Genomic DNA, 20897 nt, shown 5'->3' on the forward strand with positions numbered 1-20897 from the left:
CGGCAGACCACAACAAGGCACATCGCCATGAGGCAAAGTGCCGGTTCATATAACGACAGGAGCATCTTCGATATGAAAAAGAATTACATCACGGCGGTTCTGGGATTGGCGGCGCTGTTTGGCCTCTCCGGCCTGGCCCACGGCTTTGAAGTCGCTGGCGGCGGCGTGCCTTACGTGGCGAAGATCACGCCCGACAAGGCCGATATGAAGAGCGGCGCCGCGCCGCTGGTGTTGAAGACCGGCGACGCGCTGGGCACGGGCGACGCCAATCACCCGGCCAACACCGTGCCGTTCGTGAAATCCATGGGTTGGAAGGACAACGCGGCCAATCCCAAGGGCGATGCTTCCACCGACGTGAACCTGGGCTATGGCTGGACCCACAATTCCAAGTGGTTCCTGATCGACCTGAACAAGCTCTATGACCAGGGCATCCGCAAGGCTTACGTCATGGTGACGCTCAAGCAGTTGAACGACGGCGCAGCTTCGGAGACCGACAGCACGGGCAAAGTCCTGCCCAGCGACGACGACCTGATTCCCGGCCTGACAGTGTTCAAGGGCTACCAAGACCACGGCACCGCGCTCGGCTGGTATCCCAACCAGTACCAAACCAAGGTGCCATTCTGGGCCAACAAGCTGACTCCCTTCACCGAAGGCTCGCCAGCGGGCTTCGCCACCGCCAACGGCACGACCGCCCAGGAAGTCACCCTCTACGGTCAGGTCAAGCTGCAAAAGGGCCGCAACAACTACCTGTCCGTTGCGCTGGGCGGCGATGCCCGCCACGCCACCGCCTCCCTCAAGCACGACGTCAACTTCCAGTTTGAGGTCGAAGTCTTGAAGAGCAAGCCCGCCGACCAAATGCACTAAAACCAAGTAGATCGACTCGGTTTTTAAAACCCAGTCGGTCTTCATCGTGGCGCCACGCCCAATTCCCAAAGCGACCGAAGGTCGAAAAACAAAAGGGCCGGCCCAGAAATTCTGGGTCGGCCCTTTTTGATTCGGGTGAGCCGGAGTGTTACCGCCCGCCATCCCTATCGCACATCGCCGGGGTCTTGCATTGATCGTCGGTGCCCGCGATGGGTTCGCACAGGTCAATGGCCATGCAGTGATTCATGGAGGGGTGCCACTGGGTCTTGCCGATTTCGCAGCCGCACTTGTCGATTTTGGCGCCGCCGCTGTTGTCGGTGCTGGACTTGGGCTTGGTCTTGCTCAGCTTCACGTCCAGTTGGAAGTTGACATCGTGCTTCTCCGCCGCCGTGGCGTGCTTGGCGTCGCCGCCGACCACCAGGGTCAGGTAGTTCTGGCCGCCCGCCTTGAGCTTGACCCGGCCCGTCACGTTGGCCGAATCCAGGCTGCCCGAGGCCATGTATCCCGTGGCCCAGCCGTTGCTCTGGGTCGTGCCGCCGGTGAAGGGCGTCAGCTTCCAGGCCCAGAAATCCGCCATTTGCTGGAACTGGCTGGGGAACCAGTGCAGATGGATGCCCACGTCTTGTCGGCCTTGGAACACCGTGAGGGCGGGCACCAGATCGTCGTCGGTGGCCACCGCGTCATTGTCGTTGTAGCGCTTGGCGGTCATGGAGACCCAGACGTTGGTCAGGCCAGCCTTCTGCAAGGCGTTCAGGTCCAACACGATCCAGCGGGAGTGCATGCTCCAACCATAGCATCCGCTGCTCGGGGTGCTGGACATCAAGGATTTGGCGCCATCGTCGCACCAGGACATGGACTTGAGGGTCGGCATGACCTGGGAATTGCCATTCTTGGCGGCGTCCGCCGCTTGGCGGGGGTGGGTGAGGTTGTCGCCGGTCTTGACGACGGTCAGGGCGTTCGCCTTCAAGTCGTTCTTATCGAAGATGATGTTGGCGACCCAGGGTCCAGTCGGCGACGCGCCCGTGGTCGGGTTGACGTTGCCGTTGCTGAAGCCAATGCCATTCCCGGCATGGACCTCGGCGGCGTTCGCCGTGCCCGACAGGCAGGCCAGGACGACAATCATGGCGGATGTGAGTGTTAGGTTTTTCATCGTTGGCTCCTGGTGGAGTACAGAATCAAGGAATATTAGGTTTTCCTAATTTTCTTATACAGATAACATGCCAAAACATACGCTATGGGATTACCCATAATTTCCATGGTTTGGGGCCACGGTGTTTTTGCGCTCCGGGCGAGCCGCGTCATTTGGCCCATCATGATGCGGGATATGCCGTATTTATAAAATTGGCGGGGTGGGAGACATCAAAGCCGTTCCCACGAAAGCAGATAGGTAGGTCGGGCATGTGCTCGTGCCCGATACCTCCCCATGCAAGCATCGGGCATGGAAATACATGCCCGATCTAGGTGAGCTTCGCGGTTGGAAACCGCTCACACCCAAACAGGTCAGAATTCTAAGTTCACCGAGACGAACACCGAGCGGCCCATGGCGGGCACGGCGGGCAGGTCGGTGGGCGAATATTTCCGGGGCTTGGCCGCGTAGATGTAGACGCCGCCCAAGGGATGGAAATAGTCCTTGTCCAGCAGGTTATCGACGCCCAATTCCAGCTTCAGCGTCTTGTACTGATAGCCGGTGCGTAGGTTCAGCAGGGCGTAGCCGGGCGTTTCCGGCTCGTTGTAGGTCTTGGCGACGGCGGTCTTGCGGGCCACCAGGTCCAGGCCGAGGGCGCTGTTGAACTTTCCCCACTCCGTTTCCAGCGTGTGTTCCAAGGTCAAGGTGCCGTGCAGCGGCATCATGTGGTAGAGGTTCACCTTGTCGGGCGCTTGCAAGCCCTCGCGCGACCAGCCCTCGTACACGCAGGGGTCGTAACCGCCGTTGCTGGCGTAAGGGCAGGCCCGGCCCCGTCCGCCATCCTGGCCGACGCCCCGCACATAGGCCAGCGAGGCCCGCAGGGCAAAGCCGCCCAGGTCGGACGCCGGCACGATGTTATACCGGCCCGAGGCATCCACCCCGTACAGGTCCGCGTAAGGAATGTTGACGAAGTGCATACTGCGGAAGCCGTCGTTCTGGATGGTTTCCGCCCGGCCCCAGATGTAATCGACGATGTGGGTGTAATAGGGCGACACGCTGGCCGACCAGATTTTTTGTTCCGGGTCGTGGAAGGACGCGGTGAACGAGAAGTTGTAGGCGGTCTCAGGCTGAAGGTCCAAATTGCCCTGATAGCCGTTGCCGTCGCCCATCCAGTTGATCATGGATTTCTGCGAGTTGCCGGTCCAGGCGTAGCGCTCGTAGAGGTTGGGGGAGCGCATCTTCCGGGCGAAACCGAGTTCGTACTTATCCCAATCGTGGGGGACGTAGCTCGCCAGGGCGGTCACGTCGAAATTCACGTCGGTGCGGGCGCGGTCGGCGGCGTTGAACGGGTCCGACCAGAAGCGGTCGGTGGCGTCGTTGAAGTAGCCATGCACTTGCCCGGTGTCCATCCACACCGTGTCGTTACGCACGCCCAAGAGGGTGGTCCATGCCTTGTCCCAATCGGCCTGCCATTCCACGAAGGTGCCCATCCGGTTGCGGAAGCCGTTGTTGACGCTGATGAAATCCAGCGGGTAATTCTTTTCGCCCGGCCACCAGTCGTCGAGCGTCTGGCGGAAGAACTCGTTGCCGACGTGCAGGGTGTGGGACTCATCCAAAAACACATGGGCGCGGAGCCGATACCCTAAGTCCGAGCCGTCGGATTTCATCGGCATGGTGGTGCTTTTGCGGTCTTCCAGCATGTCCATCGTGTGCCAGGTCTGGTGGAAATAGACCTTGGCGTCCAGTTGGCCCCAGTCGAAATCGTTTTCGTAATTCAGGCCACCCAGCACCGCGTCGTTGCGGACCATGTCCATGCGCTGGTTGGGAAAGCCTTGATAGGGCAAGTGCTGGCCGGACACGTCCATGGACCACAGTCCGCTGTCCAGCTTGGCCGAGGCGCGGAGGGAATGGTTGGTGGTCATGAACCCGCTGGGAATCACCCGTGGGCCATCGTTGCCCCGGCGGTAATTGCCCGCCTGCACCCAGGAGCCGTTGTAGTCCAGCCGGACGTTTTCATTGGCGTAGCTGGCGCTGGCCGAGGTGCCCACGTTGTCGTTGACGCTGCGGTAAAAGCTGCCGAGTCGGCCCGAGTAAATCTCGCCCTGCGCTTCGGACGCGAATTCTGGCTTGATCGGGTCCACCGCGATGGTGCCGCCCACCGAATCGCCGCCGCCGCTGACCGGGGTGATGCCCGCCATGACCGTGGCCTTGCCGACGGCGGCGGGGGCCACGTAGGACAGCGCCGGGTTCATGTGATTGCTGCACGCCGACGAGATGTTCATGCCATTGACCACCACCTTCACCCGGTCGTCGGCCATGCCATGCACCGCCGGGAGGCTGGACACGCCGCCGCCGGTATTCAGGCTCACGCCGGGGATGTCCTTGAACAGCCCGGCGGTGTCGTTGCCGCGCCCCTGCTCGGACACGAGTCCGGCGGCGTCCAGGGTGTTGGCGCTGAGGGTTTCGGTCATCGCCTGACCGGAGATGGTCAGTTCGTCCAGTTCCACCAAGCCGTCGGCGGCGAAGGTATCCGACAGGCCCGCCAACAGCAGCAGCGAAGCCAAGCATCTCCCTGTGTTGCGGCCTTTCGCATCCTTGCCCAAAGGGGTCTTGTCTTCGTACTGTTTCAGCAAGCGATTACTCCTCGGATTGGCTCGTATGCCCTTAAACCACCGCGTATTGAACTTCCCAAGGCGGTTGGACGTAGGGTGGGTTAGGCGCACACCACGAGAAATTTAATATCCCCGCCGCTGTTGCCGTGCGCCGTAACCCGCCATGCCGATTAGGACGATGGGTTACGGCGCACGGTAGACCGCCAAGAAATATCAAGCCTGACCTAGCGCGTGCGCCTAACCCACCCTACATCGGAAATGTTCAGTCGCCGGAATTCAGAAAACCGAACGCCTAAGCACTAGCCATGCCAATAAGCTCAAGTCGAGGCAGGGGCTTGATTCGAGACGGGATTTCGCGGAGCGGGGCGACGAATGGGGGTTGGATGCGCTGTGGCATTTCACACACCCGCGCTTGGCGTGGCATCCGGGAGCGAACGCCCCCCGTCTTGACTAGCCCTGGCTGACTTGAATCACCAATCACAACGAAATCACGGGTTTACCGGAGCGTCATTGGCCTTCATCGGCAATGGCTTCAAAGGGGCATAAAGCTTGCATTGCTGCGTGGCTTCCAGCATGTTCCAATCCAGAACTAACCGCGCCACGACCGCTATTTTCCGCCCATCGCATGAAACGACATTCCCTTTTTTCCGTCCTCGCCCTGGCGGTTTCATCCGCTATCCACGGGGCGGCAAGCGCCGCTGAGCCGCTCATGGAGGCCATCGACAGCCAGGTGAAATCCAACCAAGCGTCCGCCTCCGCCCAACAGAACATCGACAATCTGAGCGACCAAACCCGGCGGATGCTCGACGAATACCGGGACGCCCTGCGCCGCACCGAAGCGCTCAATGCTTACAACACCCATTTGCGCCGTTTGGTGGCCTCGCAGGACGCGGACCAGGCGTCGCTGGAAAAGCAACTCGGCGACATCGAGGCGACCCGCCGCGACATCGTGCCCTTGATGTTGCGGATGCTGGAAGCGCTGGACCGCTTCGTCCAACTGGACCGGCCCTTCCTGCCCGACGAGCGGGCGCGGCGGCTGGCCGATTTGAAAGACCTGATGAACCGGGCCGACGTGAACGACGCCGAGAAATTCCGCCGCCTGTTGGACGCCTACCGGGTTGAAAACGAATACGGCAAGACCATCGAAACCTACCGGGCCGAACTCAACAGCGGCGGCAATCCCCGCACCGTGGATTTCCTGCGGATTGGCCGGGTGGCGCTGCTTTATCAAAACTTGGATGGCAAGGAGACGGGCGTCTGGAACAGTAAAACCAAGCAATGGCAAACCCTGCCGACCGATTACAACGCCCCGGTGCGGAAGGGCTTGGCCGTGGCCCGCAAGGAGACTCCGCCGGAGTTGTTGCCCATCGCCGTGGACGCGCCGGAGGCTGCCCGATGAACAAGGTTTGGATGGCATTGATTTTGGCGGGACTCACCGGCCCGGCGGCGGCGGGCGAACTGGACGATCTGGTCCGCCAAGTCCAGGAATCCCAGGCCCGTGAGCGCCAAGCCGACGAGGCACGCAAGACCCATTTCCTGGCCGACAAGAACCAGCAGCAAAAACTCCTCGCCGACACCAAGGCGGCGCTGGCCAAGGCCGAGGCGGACAGCAAATCCCTCCGCGAGCAGTTCACCGCCAACGAGGCGCGGATTAAGGAACTCAACGGGCAGATCAAGACCCAGAGCGGCGAGCTAAGCAGCCTATTCAGCGCGGTGCGGGAGTTCTCCGGCAAGCTCAGGACCGACATCGAAAACTCCCTGGTTTCGGCTCAATTCCCTGGCCGCGCCGAGGCGCTGAAATCCCTGGCCGTGGGCAAGGCGCTTCCCGGCATTCCCGAGTTGGAAAAGCTCTGGTCCAGCGCCCTGGTGGAAATGGCCGAATCCGGCAAGGTCGTCAAATTCCCCGGCAAAGTCACTGACGCGGCGGGCGTCCCGCAGCAGATCGAGGTGTACCGGATCGGCGCGTTCGCCGCCCTCGCCAACGACCGATACCTTCGCTATACCCCCGCCGCCGGACTGGTGGAGCCGTCCCGCCAGCCGGATAGCGATCATCTAGCCTTGGCGAAGAATCTGCGGGCCGGGCAAGAATCGCCGGTGAAAATCGCCGTCGATCCGTCCCGGGGCGCCGTGCTGGACCTCGCCACCCGTGCGCCCGAGGGGTTTTCGTGGCTGCCCAAGAGCTTGCAAGGCGTGGTGGCGAACGGGGTTGATTTAGGGATTTTCGGCGTGTTGCTGCTGGCGAGTGTGTGGGCGGTGGCGGTGGCTTGCGAGCGCTGGTTGTTCTATCGCCGGGTCGATGTCGGCCAATATCCCAATACGGCGGCGCTGGAAACGGACCTCACCCGCCATCTCACCGTGATCGGCACCGTGGCGGGCAACGCGCCTTATGTCGGCCTGTTGGGCACCGTGCTGGGCATCATGATGACCTTCCACAAGATGGGCACCGAGAAGAGCGCCATGGATGTGCATAGCATCATGATTGGACTCAGCACGGCCTTGAAGGCCACCGCCATCGGCTTGATGGTGGCGATTCCCTGCGTGGTGCTGAACAACGTCTTGCGCCGCCGCATCCGCGAACTGGTCACAGCCTACGAGGTGCGTCATGGATCATGATTTCGACCAAATCAATGTCATCCCGCTGGTGGATGTCATGCTGGTGCTGTTGGTGATTATCCTCACCACGGCCTCGTTCATTGTGACCGGCGAGGTGCCGGTGGACTTGGCGGAAGCCCAGCAGGTGGAGCAGCAGAACTCTGAAATCCCCGTGATCCTGAGCTTGAAGGCCGACGGCAGCTTGTATCTCGGCAAGACGCTGATTGGCCTGGATAGCGTGGGCGAGGCGCTGAGTTCCTATCCCAAGAGCAAGCAGGTCGTGCTGAGCGCCGACAGCGCCATCATCCTGGACAAGTTCGTCCGGGTGGTGGACGAGACCAAGCGCAACGGTTTCCCCCACGTCAGCCTGCAAGTCGAACACACCGGGCCGGATGCATGACGGAGGCCGGACGATATCTGCGCGGCTTCGGCCTATCCCTGCTGGTGCATGGCGTGCTGGTGGGGACGGCCTTCTGGATGTGGAGCCGACCGCCGCCCAAACCCAAGCCCGAACCCACCCGTTGGGAAGTCAATCTATTCAAGACGGCGGAGCTTCCCCCGCCGCCCGTGGTGGAGGACGCGCCTCCGCCCGAAGCCGATCCCGAGCCGTCCATGGGCGACTTGACGCCGCCTCCGGCCCCCCCCGCGCCCGCCAGTCCCGATCAAGCGCCCGCCTTTGCCGCGCCGAGCTTCGACATGCCCAAGCTGGCCTTGTCGGCGGGTGGCCCGAGCATCGGTGCCATGGCCATTCCCACGACCGGGCTGACCGGCGGGGGCATGGGTCCACCGACGGCGGGCGGTGGGGGCGGGTCCGGCGGGCGCGCGCTGGTCGCGCCCGGTTTCGGTGGCGGCGGCGCGGGGCTGTCGCCCATCGTGCGGATTCCGCCGACCTATCCCATCGAGGCGCGGCGCAAGAAAATCGAAGGCTGGGTGCGGGTGGAAATGACCGTGTTGGAGAACGGCTCGGTCACGGACGTTAAGGTGAGAAAGGCCGAGCCAGCGGGCGTCTTCGAGCAAGCCGCCATCGCCGCGATTGCCCAGTGGAGATTCAGCCCGGCCACGGAAAACGGCAAACCGACGCGGCGGCGGGCCGGGCAGACCTTGAAGTTTGAGTTGGATAAGTAGGGTGGGCATGTACTCATGCCCGCCAGAACGCCCATCAAACCGCGAATCGGTGGGCATGAGTACATGCCCACCCTACGGGAATTCTCCGCACTAAGCCGACACTTCCATTCCGTTACTAATCGGAAACCAACATGCGACGCGCTCTACTGTTACTCCCGTTATTTTCTGCGCTGGCCGTGGCCGAGCCGGAAATGCACGACCATCACCATCATCACCACGAAGCAGCAGCCGCCGCGCCGACGGTGGACCCGGCAATCTTCAAGGAATTCCAGGCCATCGAAGCCCTCGCCGCCAAATCGGCCTACGGGGAGGCCGAAGCCAAAATCCAAGCCTTGCTGCCACAACTCAAGGACAACCCCGCCGCCGAAGCCTTGTTGCGGCGCAATCTCGCCACCCTGCACGGGATGCAGAAGCACTACGTCCAGGCCGCGCAAGCGCTGGAGCAAGCCTTGGCGCTGCGAGCTTTGCCTGCGGCGGACGCCACCCAGGCCCAATTGGAGCTGGCCCAATATCACCTCGCGACGGAAAACTACCCCAAGGCCGCTGACACGCTGTCCGTCTGGATCGAACAGGCGGCCAACCCCACGCCGGAACATTTCCTGTTGCTGGCGGACATCCGCACCCGGCTCAAGCAATACCCCGAAGCCGCCGCCCTCATCGAACAAGCCATCGCCCGCGCCCCCCAGCCCAAGCCGGAGTGGTATCAACGGCTGCTCGGCCTTCACCACGAGAGCCACAATCATCAGGGTTGCGCCAAAGCCCTCGCCGCGTTGATCGACCGCTTCCCCGACAACGCCCTGTACTGGAACCAGTTGACGGGCATTTACCAGGAAATGGGCGACGAGCCGAAAGCCCTGGCTGTCCGGCAATTGATGTATCAGCGGGGGATGCTCAAGTCGTCCGCCGAAATCGTGCAACTGGCGCAGGTGTTGCGTTACCGGGGCTTGTCGGGAAGAGCGGCGGAGCTTTTGCAGCGGGAGATCGAGCGGGGCGGGGTCGAGGGCAGCGTCAAGCATTTGGAGTTGCTGGCCGATGCTTGGACCGAGGCCAAGGATTTGGGCAAAGCCGCCGTTGCCCTGGAAAGAGCGACGGCCCAAACGGACGTCGCCGACACCCGGCACCGGCTCGGCCAGATTTACAGCGAGTTGCATGATTGGAGCAAGGCGCGGCAATCGCTGGACCGGGCCTTGGCGCAAGGCAATCTCAAGAATCCCGGTGGGGCGTGGCTGCTGCTGGGCTTGGCTCACTACCGGCTCAATGAGAAGGAGCAGGCCCGCGACGCCTTCACCAAGGCGCAAACCGCGCCCGCCGTCCGGCAGACGGCCCGGCAGTGGTTGGAGCATATGGACAAGGAGGCGGGGCAGCGCCATTCGTAATTTGTGGGGTAGTGGGAGCGGGCTTCAGCCCGCGACAATCGAGCCTGATCGTGGGCTAAAGCCCACTCCCACCCTAACGGGCGCTCAACCGCGCTTCCGGTGCCACCACTTCCCCGTCCATCTCCAATTCAATCCGCAGCCGCTTCGCCATCGCCTGGGCGGCCTTGCCGTCCTTGAACGGCCCGGCCACCACTCGATAGCGTCCACCGCTCAGCGACATCGCCCGCGCCGGAATCTGTGGACCCATGTGGTTCAGCACCGCCGCCGTGCGCCGGGCGGTCAGTTCGTCGCCGGTTTCCAGCGCCGTGACGAACCAGTTCTCGCCCATCGCCATCAGCGGCGGGGCTGGCGGCTGGCCGTACAACTCATCCGGTGGCGCCAGCGCCACCGCCTCGCGGACGAGCTGGGCCACGGTCGGCGAGTTCGCCAGCACCGGCACCGGAATCCCCCGCGTCTCGGTCAGCGTCGCTTCGATCTTGTTCCAATCCAGCGTTTGCCCCTGCTTCTTCTCGATGTCCTTGAGCTTGGCGTAGAGGTTCTTTTTCAGCGCCTTCTCGTTCAGCTCCTCGTGGGGCGCGTGGGCTTCCAGATAAAGCTGGTCATCTTGCCAACCCAGCAGATAGGGCTGATTGATGATCCGCACCGGCGTCTTGACCGGCGTGGCCTGGAACAAAAGCTTGATGTCCTCCGGGTAGAGCCTGAGGCAGCCGTTGCTGGCCCGGAAGCCGATGGCGTAGGGCTTGTTGGTGCCGTGAATCAGATAGCTGGGCCGGCTCAGGTACATGGCGTATTCGCCCAGCGGATTGTCGGGGCCGGGCGACACCGCCGCTGGCAGGGGATCGCCTTTTCTGGCGTGGTCGCGGCGGATGGATTCCGGCACATACCAAGTGGGCTGCGCGGTCTTGCGGTCCACGTACATATCGCCGGTCGGCGTGGAGCGGCCTTCCCGGCCAATGCCCACGGGATACGTCACCACCCCGCCGCTGGTTTTGCCGGGAAAGGCGAACAGCCGCATCGCCGCCAGATTGACGACGATGCCCCGGCGCGGCGCGTCCGGCAGGACGAATTGCAGGGGCAGCACGGCCCGCCGACCGGCGTCCGGCACCCAGGTGTCGAGGCCCGGATTGGCGGCGCCGATTTGCTCGTGGCCCAGGCCGTAATGGCGGGCGATGTCCGCCAGGCTGTCGCCGTCCCGGACCTCGACCGTCGCCAACTGGCCGACGAGGCTGTCGTCCTTGCCCAACGGGAAGCGGTGGTGTTCGATGTCCTCGGGCGCCGTCGGCAGGGTGACGTGGAAGCGTTCGGCGGGTTGGAACCAGGCACAGCCGGGCAGCAATCCGGCGATGAGTATCAGCCAAGCGAATCGCGCCCGTGGGGGATGTAACGCGAAGCTTTCCTTGCTGGCGAGAAGGGATGTGGTTGGCATAAAAAGCGGACTCTCAGGGCTATTCCATGAATGAAAGACTGCCATCAAAACGCACATCCTATGCCAGCGGCTCAGGGCTTCGCGCCCGACTCCTTGGGCTGGGTGAATTTCCGGTAGTCGATGGCGAGCTTCAACCCGGCGAACTTGCCGGACAGGCGGACCAGTTCGTCGGTGGCCGGATCGAAGAACAGCTTGGCCTCGGCCAAGCGGCGCTTCTCGTAGTCCGGCTCGACCGGCTCGGCCTCCGCCTTGAAGCGGTACAGCAAGATTCTTAGACCCTCGTGGGGGAAATCCTCCGCCGGTGGTCCCATCACATTCAGGATGTCCTGGCGGTGCGGCAATTGGGCGGACAGCTTGGGCAAATCGCCGGGATCGACCTTCAATTGCTTCTTGCCCTGGTCCACTTTGGCGCTGCCCAGGGCGCGGATCGAGGCTTCCAGGAATATCGGCGGGGCCATTTCCAAAAATAGGGGGGAGAAGTCGAACGCGGCCAGTTTGTGTTCGGGGCTGTAGCTCAGCGCGAAGCTGATGGTCTTGGCGGCCTGCTTCTTGGTCGCGGCGGGGTCGATGCGGAAATCCAGAAAGTCCCGGTGGCCTTGGGGGAGCGTCTCGCTCCGGCTGGGCCGCAGCTTGGTGAGGTACATGAAGTCCTCGCTGGTCAGCACTGGGTGGTGCAAATGCAGGATGAAATGCCGGTCGGCGACTTCGACGCGGACATGGTTATCGAAGTCGGCCAGTTGACCCTTGATTTCCAGGAGCCGCAGCCAGACACAGCCGGAAAGGCTCAGGGCGAGGAACAGCGTTAGGAACAAGGCGGGGCGGGGCTTGAATGCTTGCATGGCTGAAAGATTAGTGAGACGGAAACCGCCGAAGCGAGTGCAAGTATGCCATTGAGATAGTCTGAATTCCCCATGCGGTGGCACACCGCCATTAAGTTAAGGGTTTTCCACCTGACAAAAACGCTCGTAGTCCCGCCCCTTTGACTCCGCTCAGGACAGGCTTTAGCCGGTTTTCCCGGTCGGTTTACCGTCTGCTCGCGCAACGATCCTGAGGTTAGGCTATCGAAAAGCAAATAATTGTCCATGGCATATAATGATATGGCTGCATCCCAGGTGAAATCCGCGGTTATATAGAAACCCAGCCTGATTGCATGGTTTTAACGGGGTACACCCTATTAGGTAGATGGGATTTAAACTATGCCAATAATCAATACACTGGTAGATACCTATGCGGTAGAAGCCTGGCGAAAAATATTTACATCAATCTCGCCAACGATCCGGGACGCTTTGAATCAGATACTACAAGCGGAAGGTGCCGCGATTTCGGACGAATTCTACAGGGCGCTTTTTAAAGACCCCTTGGCGAAATCGTTCCTAGCGCATGAGACCGTCAACAAACGCTTGCGTGGCGCCTTGCTGAACTGGCTGGTGCGATTGTTCAGCCTATCCAATGAGGACGAATTTCTAGCGCTGGCAGCGCATCAGTTGCAAATCGGTGCGATTCACGCCCGGATCAAACTGCCTGCGCCGCTGCTGAGTGCGGGTATACGGGTTATTCGCGCCAGTATTAACGCAAGGCTTAAGGCATTGCCACTTAGTACCGAGGATTTTTTCGCCGCCCAAATCTATGTTTTTGAACTGCTCAGTCTGGCCGAGGGCTTGCTGATGAGCGCTTACGCCTGTGACTTGCAACAAGAGGCGCGGGGCGACGAAGCGTATCGAATAGCCGCTACTCGCCAAAATCTTTCGGTGGAACGGGAACGGCAACGGGCGGCCTTGTCGGAATGGGTCAACGATTTTCTTTTCCGCCTGCGGATGACGGGGCGGACAACCAATATGGAGAAACTCGCCAATTCCGAATTTGGAATGTGGTTTAAGCACAAGGGTAAAGTCTTGTTCGATGATATGCCCGAGGCTAGAACCATTCTGGATAGTATCGAACAGATCGACCAAGCGATTCTTCCCCAGTTCAAGGTGGGGTTGGTGTTTGGTCCCAGCGCGGATCGGCTGATAGGGGAACTGCGGGGAATTGTCAATATGCTGCGCTATATGCTCAACGATATGTTTGAGCGGCTAGCGTGTATTGACCAAGGGTTTGATGCGATTACCGGGTTATATAGTCGGCTTCACCTGGGGGCGGTTTTGATGCGGGAGCAACAGCAGCATTTGGAATCGGGACATTCCTTTGGGGTGCTCATCGTTAGAATCGACAAACTCGACGCGGAGCGCTCGGACGATGATTTGAACAATATCCTGCTAAGGCAGGTATCGACCATCATGCTGGAATCCACCCGTGTCAGCGATCACCTATTCCGTTATGGTAACAGCGAATTCTTGGTCTTAGCCGTGGAAACGACCCGCGAGACCACCTTGAATATCGCCACCGCGCTCCGGTCTCGCCTGATGGCCCATGAGTTTTTCCTACGCGGAGACTCGGCCATACGCTTAACGGTGAGTATTGGTGCCGTCCAATACGACGGCCATCCAGACTATATGGAATTACTCCGGCGAGCGAAACACTCGGTCGTCAGGGCTTCGGTGCAAGGAGGCAATCAAGTGGTTGCGGCATGGGAGCATCCAGAGCCGTAGCTTGAATTGGAACGCTGCGGAAATTCCAGGGCAATCGCGCCATCGTCAAAAGCCGCGCTTCATCCATGGCGCGATTGCCCTGGCGGAAATCCACCCGCCATTCCCCATCCCCACCCCCGCCAGTACAATCCCCCACTTTTCGCCGCCCACAACAAGGAGCAACCCATGGCCCTACTGTTCGGTTGTCACGACCCTTCCCTCAGCGCGGAGCGGCTGGAACGCCTGCTGGACGCGGTGGGGGAGGGCGTCCTGTTCCGGGAAACCCTGGCCTCCGCCCAATCGGAAGGAAGCCTCTGCGCCGCCTTCGGTGGAGAAGCCCACCGCGCCGAAGGCGGAATACTCGCCGCCATCATCGGCTTTCCCCGCTGGAAAAATGCCGGACTGGCGGACCTCGCCAAGTCGCACGGCCACGCGGTGGCGCTGGCCGAAGCCTATCGGCGCACGGGCGAAGGCTTGTGCGGCGAACTGCTCGGCGCGTTCAGCCTCGCCGTCATCGACCCGGCCCGGAACACCGTCCTGTTGGCGCTGGACCGCATCGGCCAGCATCATCTTTTCTACGCCCGCACCGCCGCCGGATTGGTGTTCGGATCGAGCGCCGACGCCGTGCTGGCGCACCCAAGCGTGAGCGGCGAAATCGACCCGCAGGCCGTGTTCGATTACGTCTACTCCCACCACTGCCCCAGCCCCGGTTCCATTTATAAGCACATCCGCAAGCTGGACGGCGCCGAATGCCTGATTTACCGGGACGGCGGCTTGCGCCTGACGCGCTATTGGCAACCAGAATTCGACGAGCAAGCCGGATCGCAAGACGCATTGGCCGAACAACTCCGCGCTTCGATCTTCGGTGCCGTGGCGCGGTTCGACGGCGGCGCGAGAGTCGGCGCGTTCCTCAGCGGCGGGCTGGACAGTTCCACCGTGGCGGGTGCCTTGGCGCGGGTCAAGCCGGACGGGGCCGAGACCTTCTCCATGGGCTTCCCGGTGGAGGGCTACGATGAAATGGCCTACGCCCGCCTCGCCGCGCGGCACTTCAAGACCCGCCAGCACGAGTTCTACCTCAGCCCCGACGACGCCGTCGCCGCCATCCCGAAAATCGCCGCCGCCTACGACGAACCGTTCGGCAACTCGTCGGCGCTGCCCACGTATTTCTGCGCCCGGCTGGCGAAGGCGCATGGCATCGACGTGCTGCTGGGCGGCGACGGCGGCGACGAGTTGTTCGGCGGCAACGAGCGCTATGTTAAGCAGCAAATGTTTGAACCCTACGGCGCGCTGCCGCCGTGGGCGCGGGCCGGGCTGGAAGCTGGATTGCGGGGACTGCCGGCGGGATTGATGGAGCGCTTCCCCGTCCGCAAGATCGCCCGCTACATCGAACAGGCCAAGGTGCCGCTGCCGGATCGGCTGCACGACTACAACTTCCTGCACCGGGTCAAGCTGGCCGAGGTGTTCGCGGCGGACTTCCTCGACGGGGTGGATGGCGACGCGCCGCTGGCGAATCAGCGCGGGAGCTACCACCGCCCGCCCCAGGCGTCGGCCCTCAACCGGATGCTGTACCTCGATTGGAAGATCACCCTGCACGACAACGACTTGGTGAAGGTCAACAAGATGTGCGAACTGGCCGGGGTGCGGGTGGCTTATCCGCTGTTGGACGACGACGTGGTGGACCTGTCTTGCCGCGTCCCGTCCCGGCTCAAGATCAGGCGGGGGCGGCTGCGCTGGTTCTACAAGCAGGCCATGGCCGGGTTTTTGCCCGAGGCCATCCTCAAGAAATCCAAGCACGGCTTCGGCCTGCCGTTCGGCATCTGGCTCAAGGACCACGCGCCGCTGCGGGAACTGGCCTACGACAGCGTGAACGCGCTCAAGCGCCGATCCTATTTCCGGGCCGATTTCCTCGACCAGGCCATCGCCATGCACCGCTCCGGGCACGCCTCGTATTACGGGGAGTTGATCTGGATGTTGATGATGCTGGAATTGTGGTTCGCGGCGAAGGCGGGCAAATCTGCCTAGCGTGTCTTTCATTTTGTGGGAGTGGGCTTTAGCCCACGACAGCCGGGCCGTGGGCTAAAAGCCCACTCCCACCCATGCTTGCACTGAACTTTCCATGTCCAAGAACCCCAAACTCATCGTCTTTTCTTCCCTTTTCCCCAGCGCCGCCCGTCCCAGCGCGGGCGTTTTCATCCGCGAGCGTATGTTCCGGGTGGGCGAGCATCTGCCCTTGGTGGTGGTGTCGCCGGTGCCTTGGTTCCCATTCCAGGGCTTGATCCGCCGCTTCAAGCCCCATTACCGGCCCCTGCCCGCCAAGCTCGAAACGCAGAGCGGCTTTCAGGTCCACTACCCGCGCTTCCTCGCCGTGCCCGGCCTGTTCCGCAGGCTGGATGGACTCTCCATGGCGCTGTGCTGTTGGCCGCTGCTGCGCCGCCTGAAGCGGGACGGGCACAACCTCATCGACGCCCATTTCGCCTATCCCGACGGCTACGCCGCCATGCGCTTGGGCCGCTGGCTGAACCTGCCCGTCACCATTACCCTGCGCGGCACCGAAGTCCCCATGGCGAAATCCGCGCCACACCGGAAGCTGATGCTCGCGGCCCTGGCCGGGGCTAGGCGGGTGTTCGCGGTGGCGGATTCGTTGAAACAGCACATGGCGGCACTGGGGGCGGACGCCTCGAAAATCCGGGTGGTCGGCAACGGGGTGGACACGGCGGTTTTCCACCCGCTGGACAAAGCCGAAGCCCGCCGGGCGCTGGGCATTCCCGACGATGCGCTGGCGCTGGTGACAGTCGGTGGGCTGGTGGAGCGCAAGGGCTTTCACCGGGTCATCGAATTGCTGCCGGAGTTGCGTCGCAAATATCCGACGCTTTGTTATCTGGTGGTGGGCGGGGCCAGCCCGGAGGGGGATTGGTCCGGGCGTCTGCGGCGGCAGGTGGCGGAGTTGGGGCTAGGTGATGCGGTGCGGTTTCTCGGCGCGATGCCGTCCGCCGCCTTGAAGGAACCACTATCGGCGGCGGATGTGTTCGTGCTTGCCACGTCCAACGAGGGCTGGGCCAATGTGATTCTGGAAGCCATGGCCTGCGGCTTGCCGGTGATTACCAACGACGTGGGCGGCAATCGGGAAGTGGTGGGCCGGGACGAGCTTGGCTTGGTCGTGCCCTTCGGCGAGCCGGAGGCGTTACGGGGCGCTTTGGACCGGGCCTTGTCCACGACTTGGGATCGGGCGGCGATTATCGACTATGCCAAGGCCAATGGTTGGGAGGGGCGGGTGGCGGTGTTGCGTGGGGAGTTTGGGCGGTTGATGAAAGAGGGTTACTAATCTTTTCTTGAGTGATAAGCCCCGCCATTTCGGCATCCTTGCCGGAAGGACAGATTTTCTGGACTAATGCATCTTGTGATACCGAATCGCGTTAAACTACCCCTTTCTCCCCAAAGATTCATAATTTACCTTTGGCTTACTCGAAACAAAAAATAAAATGACAGCTAAGAAGAAATGGAAAGTGAGTAAAGACCCGCTATACCGGGGTGATGCTAAGAACTCTGTGTGCATCCCGAATCCAACAGCAGATGATTCTATTGTTCGACACATAATGTATTTTGAAGGGCCAGGTCGAGAAACACCATATTTATCTACATCAGAAGAGTATGAGCTTGCTGAAAGCTTTTCAGATGGGGCTGTTTGGCAGACATTCGTAAAATTGGCTCAGAAGGAATCCGTCAGGCACATTAGTCGTGACGAGCTATTGTCGTCAATGAAAGGCAACGGGAAAGGGAAAGCTAAATGGCCAAATGCATTCGAAGTAATGCAAGCCCGCCGGTACGTGGAGCAGTGGGGTGAGCACTTGTTGGATTTTCGAGAGGTTAACAATCCAATTGAAGTAACAAAGAAAATATTTTTAAAATCATGAAACTTCACTCCTGTCAGAATTGCTGGTTTAACGGTCTCCAATACGGGGCACTAGGCTTGCCCATAGGTTATTGTTCTTTGCACAAAAAGATTCTAAATGTTCCAGATAGTAGCACATGCGGTTTGCATCTCCGAAAAGACCTCGTCGTTGGTCGGGCAAAAGAAATATCTGAAATTCATAAGAGACATTATTCTATTGAGTTTGTTGGCCGCATCGTTGATGGTAAAGCCTATGATGGCGATGTTTCTGACAACAATGAAGATATTGAAGTACTAAAGAAGGATTCTGTCGCTGATGCGGTTACAGATTACGGTGAACTCGGTTCAACCATAGAATCATTAGCGCAGTTAAAAGCCACGCCCGGTGCCCGAGCAGAGCTGGCAATGCTTAGTTTGGGCCGGGGTTATATCAATAACTGCATATCAAAAAACGGAAGGTGGACTAGTGGGTTGCATTTGTATTGGTGGAGTCGTCGGAGACTAACAAATATACCAGAAATTAAAGTTGAAGATTTGCGGAGCGTTGGCGCAACTCAGCTATCTCGGCAAACAGATATGACTGCGTGGTCGTTGATTATGCTAAGACTTACTTTTATTGAAGATATTACCACTTATGCCCATCAGCAAGGTGATCCTTTTGGTAAAATTCCAAGCTTAACTGAACAAGCCGCTTTGGCTTTAAATACCTTTAGCCTGCGCAATTTAGCCAAATGGTTAAAGTCAGAGGCAATCCCTCAACTTGATAGGTATCTTCCAAGCAGTCGTTATGCTGAGTTGGCGAAAGAGTTGCATTCAGGACGGGTGGATGCAGAAGCTCAGCAATACATTCCAACTGACCCGCAAACTCGCCGTTAAATTTGGCGTTACCTGAACGGTGGATTCTCGAGTGTTACCGCGAAAACCGCTGATACGGCCTGCGCCGTCCCCGCTGGGATTTGGGATGAAGCTTCCCCCCGATCCTGGCGCGGGCCGACGGGCATGGCGGGCGGGTTGGGACGATGACGGGCACCGCCGCCACGGGAACCACGCCCCGGTAAGTCCACAACGAGTGCAATGTAAAACTGACCGGCGGCACGGTGAGGGCGATGAGTCCGATGCCGACCGGGTACGAATACCCGGCCTGTTCCACAGCGGTGGAAAGGGCGATGGATTGCATCAGGCCTACCCCGCACACCATCCAGAAGCGCAGGAAAGTCCGGCTCGATGCCTGGCAGGCAAAGCTCCAGCGGGTGTTTATCAGATACGAAACCAGGGTGGCGAAAGTGAACGCGAAGCCGTTGGCGGTGGGCGGCGTCCAGCCATTGAGTTCAATCGCCGTCACCGCGTAGGCCGAATGGCAGCCGGTGACGAACACGCCCGACACGCCGAACCGGACGGCCCGCTTGATGAGTGGCCGGTTCACGCGGCCTCAAGCACCGCCAGCAAGGAAATGCCAAACGGCAAATCAAAGCGGCGCAGCAACGCGGCCTCGCTGCCGAACAAGGCGAGAAAGACTCGGTTGATCGGCCCGGCGGGCAACTCTTCGCCCAGACTGCCGCCACTTTCGCGGGGCAGCAGCCGATCCACCAGCCGCGCCGCCACGGCCAGCGGCGCCAGCCATAAATTGAAATAGGACAGCCGCACGATCCGCAGCCCCGCTTCCTCGCCGCATTGCCGCAGCGTCCGCCCGTTGTAGCGCCGGTAATGATGGACGTTGGTGTCGTGACGGCTCCACAGCCAGGCGTGGGCCGGGACCGTCAGCAGGATTTGGCCGCCGGGCCGGATCAAGCCGCGCAAGGCACGCAAGGCGGCCACGTCATCCGGGATGTGTTCCAGCACATCGAACAGGCACACCAAGTCGAAGCTCGGCCCTGCGAAAGGCAGCCCATCGGGCAGATAGCCTTTCCGCACCGGAATGCCGGTCTTTTCCGCCGCCCTGGCCCGTGCGTAATCGTCTAGTTCCACCGCGCTGACCTCGCCGAAGCGATTCAGCATGGCGAGATTGCCGCCGGTGCCCGCGCCGATTTCCAGGATGCGGGCGGCGGGTTTCGGTGCCAAGCCCTCGATCACTTCCGCCAAAATCCGCCGCCGGCCCACGTACCACCAATGCTGGTCCTCGGTGCGGGCCATGGTTTCGTAAGCCGCCGGATTCATCGGGCGGCCTCCTGGCGGCGGCGGTCGTTGATGACGTAGAGCGGACCCCGGCGGCCTTCCAGTTCCACCCCGCGCTTATATCTGGCCCGCACCAGATAGACGGGCCGCTGTTTGGATTCCATATAGATTCGCCCCACGTATTCGCCCAGCACGCCGACCCCGATCAATTGCACCCCGCCCAAGAACAATACCGTCGCCAGCAGCGAGGCGTAGCCGGGCACGTCGATGCCGGACACCAGGGTGCGGCCCACGATGAAGGCCAGATAGCCGAACGCCGCCGCCGCCACCAGCAGGCCGAGATAGGTCCACACCCGCAGCGGCATGGTGCTGAAGCTGGTGATGCCTTCCAGGGCGAAATTCCACAGCTTCCAGCCGGAGAACTTGGTCTCGCCCGCGGCGCGGGGCTGGCGGATGTATTCGATGATCTTGGTGCGGAAGCCCAGCCAGGCGAACAGCCCCTTCATGAAGCGGCGGCGCTCGGGCAAGAGCTTCAAGGCGTCAACCACCTTGCGGTCGAGCAGGCGGAAGTCGCCGACGTCCTCCGGGATGCGCGAGTCGGACACGAGATTGTGAATGCGGTAGAACCACGTGGCGGTTTTGCGCTTTAAGAAAGAATCGGAGGTGCGGTCGCAGCGCTTGGCGAGGACCACCTCGAAGCCTTTTTCCCATTCGGCCACCAGGCGCGGCACGATCTCGGGCGGGTCTTGCAGGTCGGCGTCCATGGGGATGACCGCGTCGCCGCTGGCTTCCTGCAAGCCCGCCGTGAGGGCCGCTTCCTTGCCGAAATTGCGGGACAGGTCCACGAGGACGAGGCGGGGATTCTTTTTCGACGCTTCGATCAGATAATCTAGCGTGCCGTCGGTGCTGCCGTCGTTGACGAACAGGTATTCGAGGTCGTGCCCCGCCATTTGCCCCAGGACGGAGTCAATGGCGGCGAGGAAGCGGGGGATGGCCGCGACTTCGTTATAGACGGGAACGACGAGTGAAATGGTCGCCATGGGCGGGCCTCCTTGCCTGATGTGTCGGAATAATAATGGGCCATGGGGGCACCTTTCCTGTCCGGGAACTTTAAATCATAGGGGGAATGGGGAGTACCCGGTTGAGTTACTTACGGCTTTGGGGGTAGGGCAGGGCTGTTCAATGCTGGGTTTCCGTGTCGGAGTATT

General features: G+C 61.1%; 18 protein-coding genes. 11 read left to right on the top strand and 7 right to left on the bottom strand.

Annotation, left to right across the window (positions count from 1 at the left end; all coding sequences use genetic code 11):
* Nucleotides 1-72: 72 nt before the first annotated feature.
* Nucleotides 73-864, top strand: a complete 792-nt coding sequence (locus ACXWUF_RS00070; protein ID WP_458492598.1) for a hypothetical protein — start codon at nucleotides 73-75, stop codon at nucleotides 862-864.
* 148 nt (nucleotides 865-1012) lie between these two features.
* Here the strand turns inward: ACXWUF_RS00070 and ACXWUF_RS00075 are convergent, their stop codons facing one another.
* Nucleotides 1013-2014, bottom strand: coding sequence for a hypothetical protein (locus ACXWUF_RS00075; RefSeq protein ID WP_458492599.1), 1002 nt, complete (start codon nucleotides 2012-2014; stop codon nucleotides 1013-1015).
* Between the two features lie 350 nt (nucleotides 2015-2364).
* Nucleotides 2365-4623 carry a TonB-dependent receptor gene (locus tag ACXWUF_RS00080; protein WP_458492600.1) on the bottom strand — a complete coding sequence of 753 codons (2259 nt, stop codon included), beginning with the start codon at nucleotides 4621-4623 and terminating at the stop codon, nucleotides 2365-2367.
* Between the two features lie 604 nt (nucleotides 4624-5227).
* On the opposite strand from ACXWUF_RS00080, the gene ACXWUF_RS00085 reads away from it, so the two are divergent.
* The 5 genes from ACXWUF_RS00085 (at nucleotide 5228) to ACXWUF_RS00105 (ending at nucleotide 9695) form a co-directional block, all read left to right on the top strand.
* On the top strand, nucleotides 5228-6001 hold the full coding sequence (locus tag ACXWUF_RS00085) for a DUF3450 domain-containing protein (RefSeq protein ID WP_458492601.1): 774 nt from the start codon (nucleotides 5228-5230) through the stop codon (nucleotides 5999-6001).
* Nucleotides 5998-7215: a TonB-system energizer ExbB gene (exbB, locus tag ACXWUF_RS00090; protein ID WP_458492602.1), complete on the top strand. Its 1218-nt coding sequence runs from the start codon at nucleotides 5998-6000 to the stop codon at nucleotides 7213-7215. The genes ACXWUF_RS00085 and exbB overlap by 4 nt, the downstream gene beginning before the upstream one ends.
* On the top strand, nucleotides 7205-7594 hold the full coding sequence (locus tag ACXWUF_RS00095) for an ExbD/TolR family protein (RefSeq protein WP_458492603.1): 390 nt from the start codon (nucleotides 7205-7207) through the stop codon (nucleotides 7592-7594). Before exbB ends, ACXWUF_RS00095 begins: the two co-directional genes overlap by 11 nt.
* Complete coding sequence (locus ACXWUF_RS00100; RefSeq protein WP_458492604.1) at nucleotides 7591-8319, top strand: energy transducer TonB; 729 nt, start codon at nucleotides 7591-7593, stop codon at nucleotides 8317-8319. The genes ACXWUF_RS00095 and ACXWUF_RS00100 overlap by 4 nt, the downstream gene beginning before the upstream one ends.
* Nucleotides 8320-8450: 131 nt before the next feature.
* Entirely contained in the window at nucleotides 8451-9695 is a 1245-nt protein-coding gene (locus ACXWUF_RS00105) for a tetratricopeptide repeat protein (protein WP_458492605.1), read from the top strand.
* 73 nt (nucleotides 9696-9768) lie between these two features.
* Here ACXWUF_RS00105 and ACXWUF_RS00110 read toward each other — a convergent pair whose 3' ends face one another.
* The gene (locus tag ACXWUF_RS00110) at nucleotides 9769-11121 is read right to left on the bottom strand and encodes a L,D-transpeptidase family protein (protein ID WP_458492606.1); all 1353 of its coding nucleotides are present in this window, start codon (nucleotides 11119-11121) and stop codon (nucleotides 9769-9771) included.
* A gap of 71 nt (nucleotides 11122-11192) precedes the next feature.
* On the bottom strand, nucleotides 11193-11960 hold the full coding sequence (locus ACXWUF_RS00115) for a hypothetical protein (RefSeq protein WP_458492607.1): 768 nt from the start codon (nucleotides 11958-11960) through the stop codon (nucleotides 11193-11195).
* Nucleotides 11961-12317: 357 nt separating this feature from the next.
* On the opposite strand from ACXWUF_RS00115, the gene ACXWUF_RS00120 reads away from it, so the two are divergent.
* From ACXWUF_RS00120 to ACXWUF_RS00140, 5 genes are all read left to right on the top strand, one after another.
* Complete coding sequence (locus ACXWUF_RS00120) at nucleotides 12318-13709, top strand: diguanylate cyclase (protein ID WP_458492608.1); 1392 nt, start codon at nucleotides 12318-12320, stop codon at nucleotides 13707-13709.
* Nucleotides 13710-13874: 165 nt separating this feature from the next.
* Nucleotides 13875-15710 (top strand): asparagine synthetase B family protein, encoded by a 1836-nt coding sequence (locus tag ACXWUF_RS00125; RefSeq protein WP_458492609.1) that lies wholly within the window; start codon nucleotides 13875-13877, stop codon nucleotides 15708-15710.
* Between the two features lie 94 nt (nucleotides 15711-15804).
* A complete protein-coding gene (locus ACXWUF_RS00130) occupies nucleotides 15805-17010 on the top strand; it encodes a glycosyltransferase (protein WP_458492610.1) in 1206 nt (401 codons plus the stop codon).
* 157 nt (nucleotides 17011-17167) lie between these two features.
* Nucleotides 17168-17599 carry a hypothetical protein gene (locus ACXWUF_RS00135; protein WP_458492611.1) on the top strand — a complete coding sequence of 144 codons (432 nt, stop codon included), beginning with the start codon at nucleotides 17168-17170 and terminating at the stop codon, nucleotides 17597-17599.
* A 77-nt stretch (nucleotides 17600-17676) separates the two neighbouring features.
* A complete protein-coding gene (locus ACXWUF_RS00140) occupies nucleotides 17677-18453 on the top strand; it encodes a hypothetical protein (RefSeq protein WP_458492612.1) in 777 nt (258 codons plus the stop codon).
* A gap of 34 nt (nucleotides 18454-18487) precedes the next feature.
* Here ACXWUF_RS00140 and ACXWUF_RS00145 read toward each other — a convergent pair whose 3' ends face one another.
* The 3 genes from ACXWUF_RS00145 to ACXWUF_RS00155 are packed head-to-tail and all read right to left on the bottom strand — an operon-like array spanning nucleotide 18488 to nucleotide 20729.
* Nucleotides 18488-19000, bottom strand: coding sequence for a GtrA family protein (locus ACXWUF_RS00145; protein ID WP_458492613.1), 513 nt, complete (start codon nucleotides 18998-19000; stop codon nucleotides 18488-18490).
* Entirely contained in the window at nucleotides 18997-19731 is a 735-nt protein-coding gene (locus ACXWUF_RS00150; protein ID WP_458492614.1) for a class I SAM-dependent methyltransferase, read from the bottom strand. Before ACXWUF_RS00150 ends, ACXWUF_RS00145 begins: the two co-directional genes overlap by 4 nt.
* Entirely contained in the window at nucleotides 19728-20729 is a 1002-nt protein-coding gene (locus tag ACXWUF_RS00155; RefSeq protein ID WP_458492615.1) for a glycosyltransferase family 2 protein, read from the bottom strand. The genes ACXWUF_RS00150 and ACXWUF_RS00155 overlap by 4 nt, the downstream gene beginning before the upstream one ends.
* Between the last annotated feature and the right edge of the window lie 168 nt (nucleotides 20730-20897).

The organism is Methylomagnum sp. (assembly GCF_054333355.1).

Bases quoted from the DNA above. Each gene is read 5' to 3' on its own strand.
- ACXWUF_RS00070 (WP_458492598.1), top strand. From the start codon at position 73: ATGAAAAAGAATTACATCACGGCGGTTCTGGGATTGGCGGCGCTGTTT.
- ACXWUF_RS00075 (WP_458492599.1), bottom strand. From the start codon at position 2,014: ATGAAAAACCTAACACTCACATCCGCCATGATTGTCGTCCTGGCCTGC.
- ACXWUF_RS00085 (WP_458492601.1), top strand. From the start codon at position 5,228: ATGAAACGACATTCCCTTTTTTCCGTCCTCGCCCTGGCGGTTTCATCC.
- exbB (WP_458492602.1), top strand. From the start codon at position 5,998: ATGAACAAGGTTTGGATGGCATTGATTTTGGCGGGACTCACCGGCCCG.
- ACXWUF_RS00095 (WP_458492603.1), top strand. From the start codon at position 7,205: ATGGATCATGATTTCGACCAAATCAATGTCATCCCGCTGGTGGATGTC.
- ACXWUF_RS00100 (WP_458492604.1), top strand. From the start codon at position 7,591: ATGACGGAGGCCGGACGATATCTGCGCGGCTTCGGCCTATCCCTGCTG.
- ACXWUF_RS00105 (WP_458492605.1), top strand. From the start codon at position 8,451: ATGCGACGCGCTCTACTGTTACTCCCGTTATTTTCTGCGCTGGCCGTG.
- ACXWUF_RS00110 (WP_458492606.1), bottom strand. From the start codon at position 11,121: ATGCCAACCACATCCCTTCTCGCCAGCAAGGAAAGCTTCGCGTTACAT.
- ACXWUF_RS00115 (WP_458492607.1), bottom strand. From the start codon at position 11,960: ATGCAAGCATTCAAGCCCCGCCCCGCCTTGTTCCTAACGCTGTTCCTC.
- ACXWUF_RS00120 (WP_458492608.1), top strand. From the start codon at position 12,318: ATGCCAATAATCAATACACTGGTAGATACCTATGCGGTAGAAGCCTGG.
- ACXWUF_RS00125 (WP_458492609.1), top strand. From the start codon at position 13,875: ATGGCCCTACTGTTCGGTTGTCACGACCCTTCCCTCAGCGCGGAGCGG.
- ACXWUF_RS00130 (WP_458492610.1), top strand. From the start codon at position 15,805: ATGTCCAAGAACCCCAAACTCATCGTCTTTTCTTCCCTTTTCCCCAGC.
- ACXWUF_RS00135 (WP_458492611.1), top strand. From the start codon at position 17,168: ATGACAGCTAAGAAGAAATGGAAAGTGAGTAAAGACCCGCTATACCGG.
- ACXWUF_RS00150 (WP_458492614.1), bottom strand. From the start codon at position 19,731: ATGAATCCGGCGGCTTACGAAACCATGGCCCGCACCGAGGACCAGCAT.
- ACXWUF_RS00155 (WP_458492615.1), bottom strand. From the start codon at position 20,729: ATGGCGACCATTTCACTCGTCGTTCCCGTCTATAACGAAGTCGCGGCC.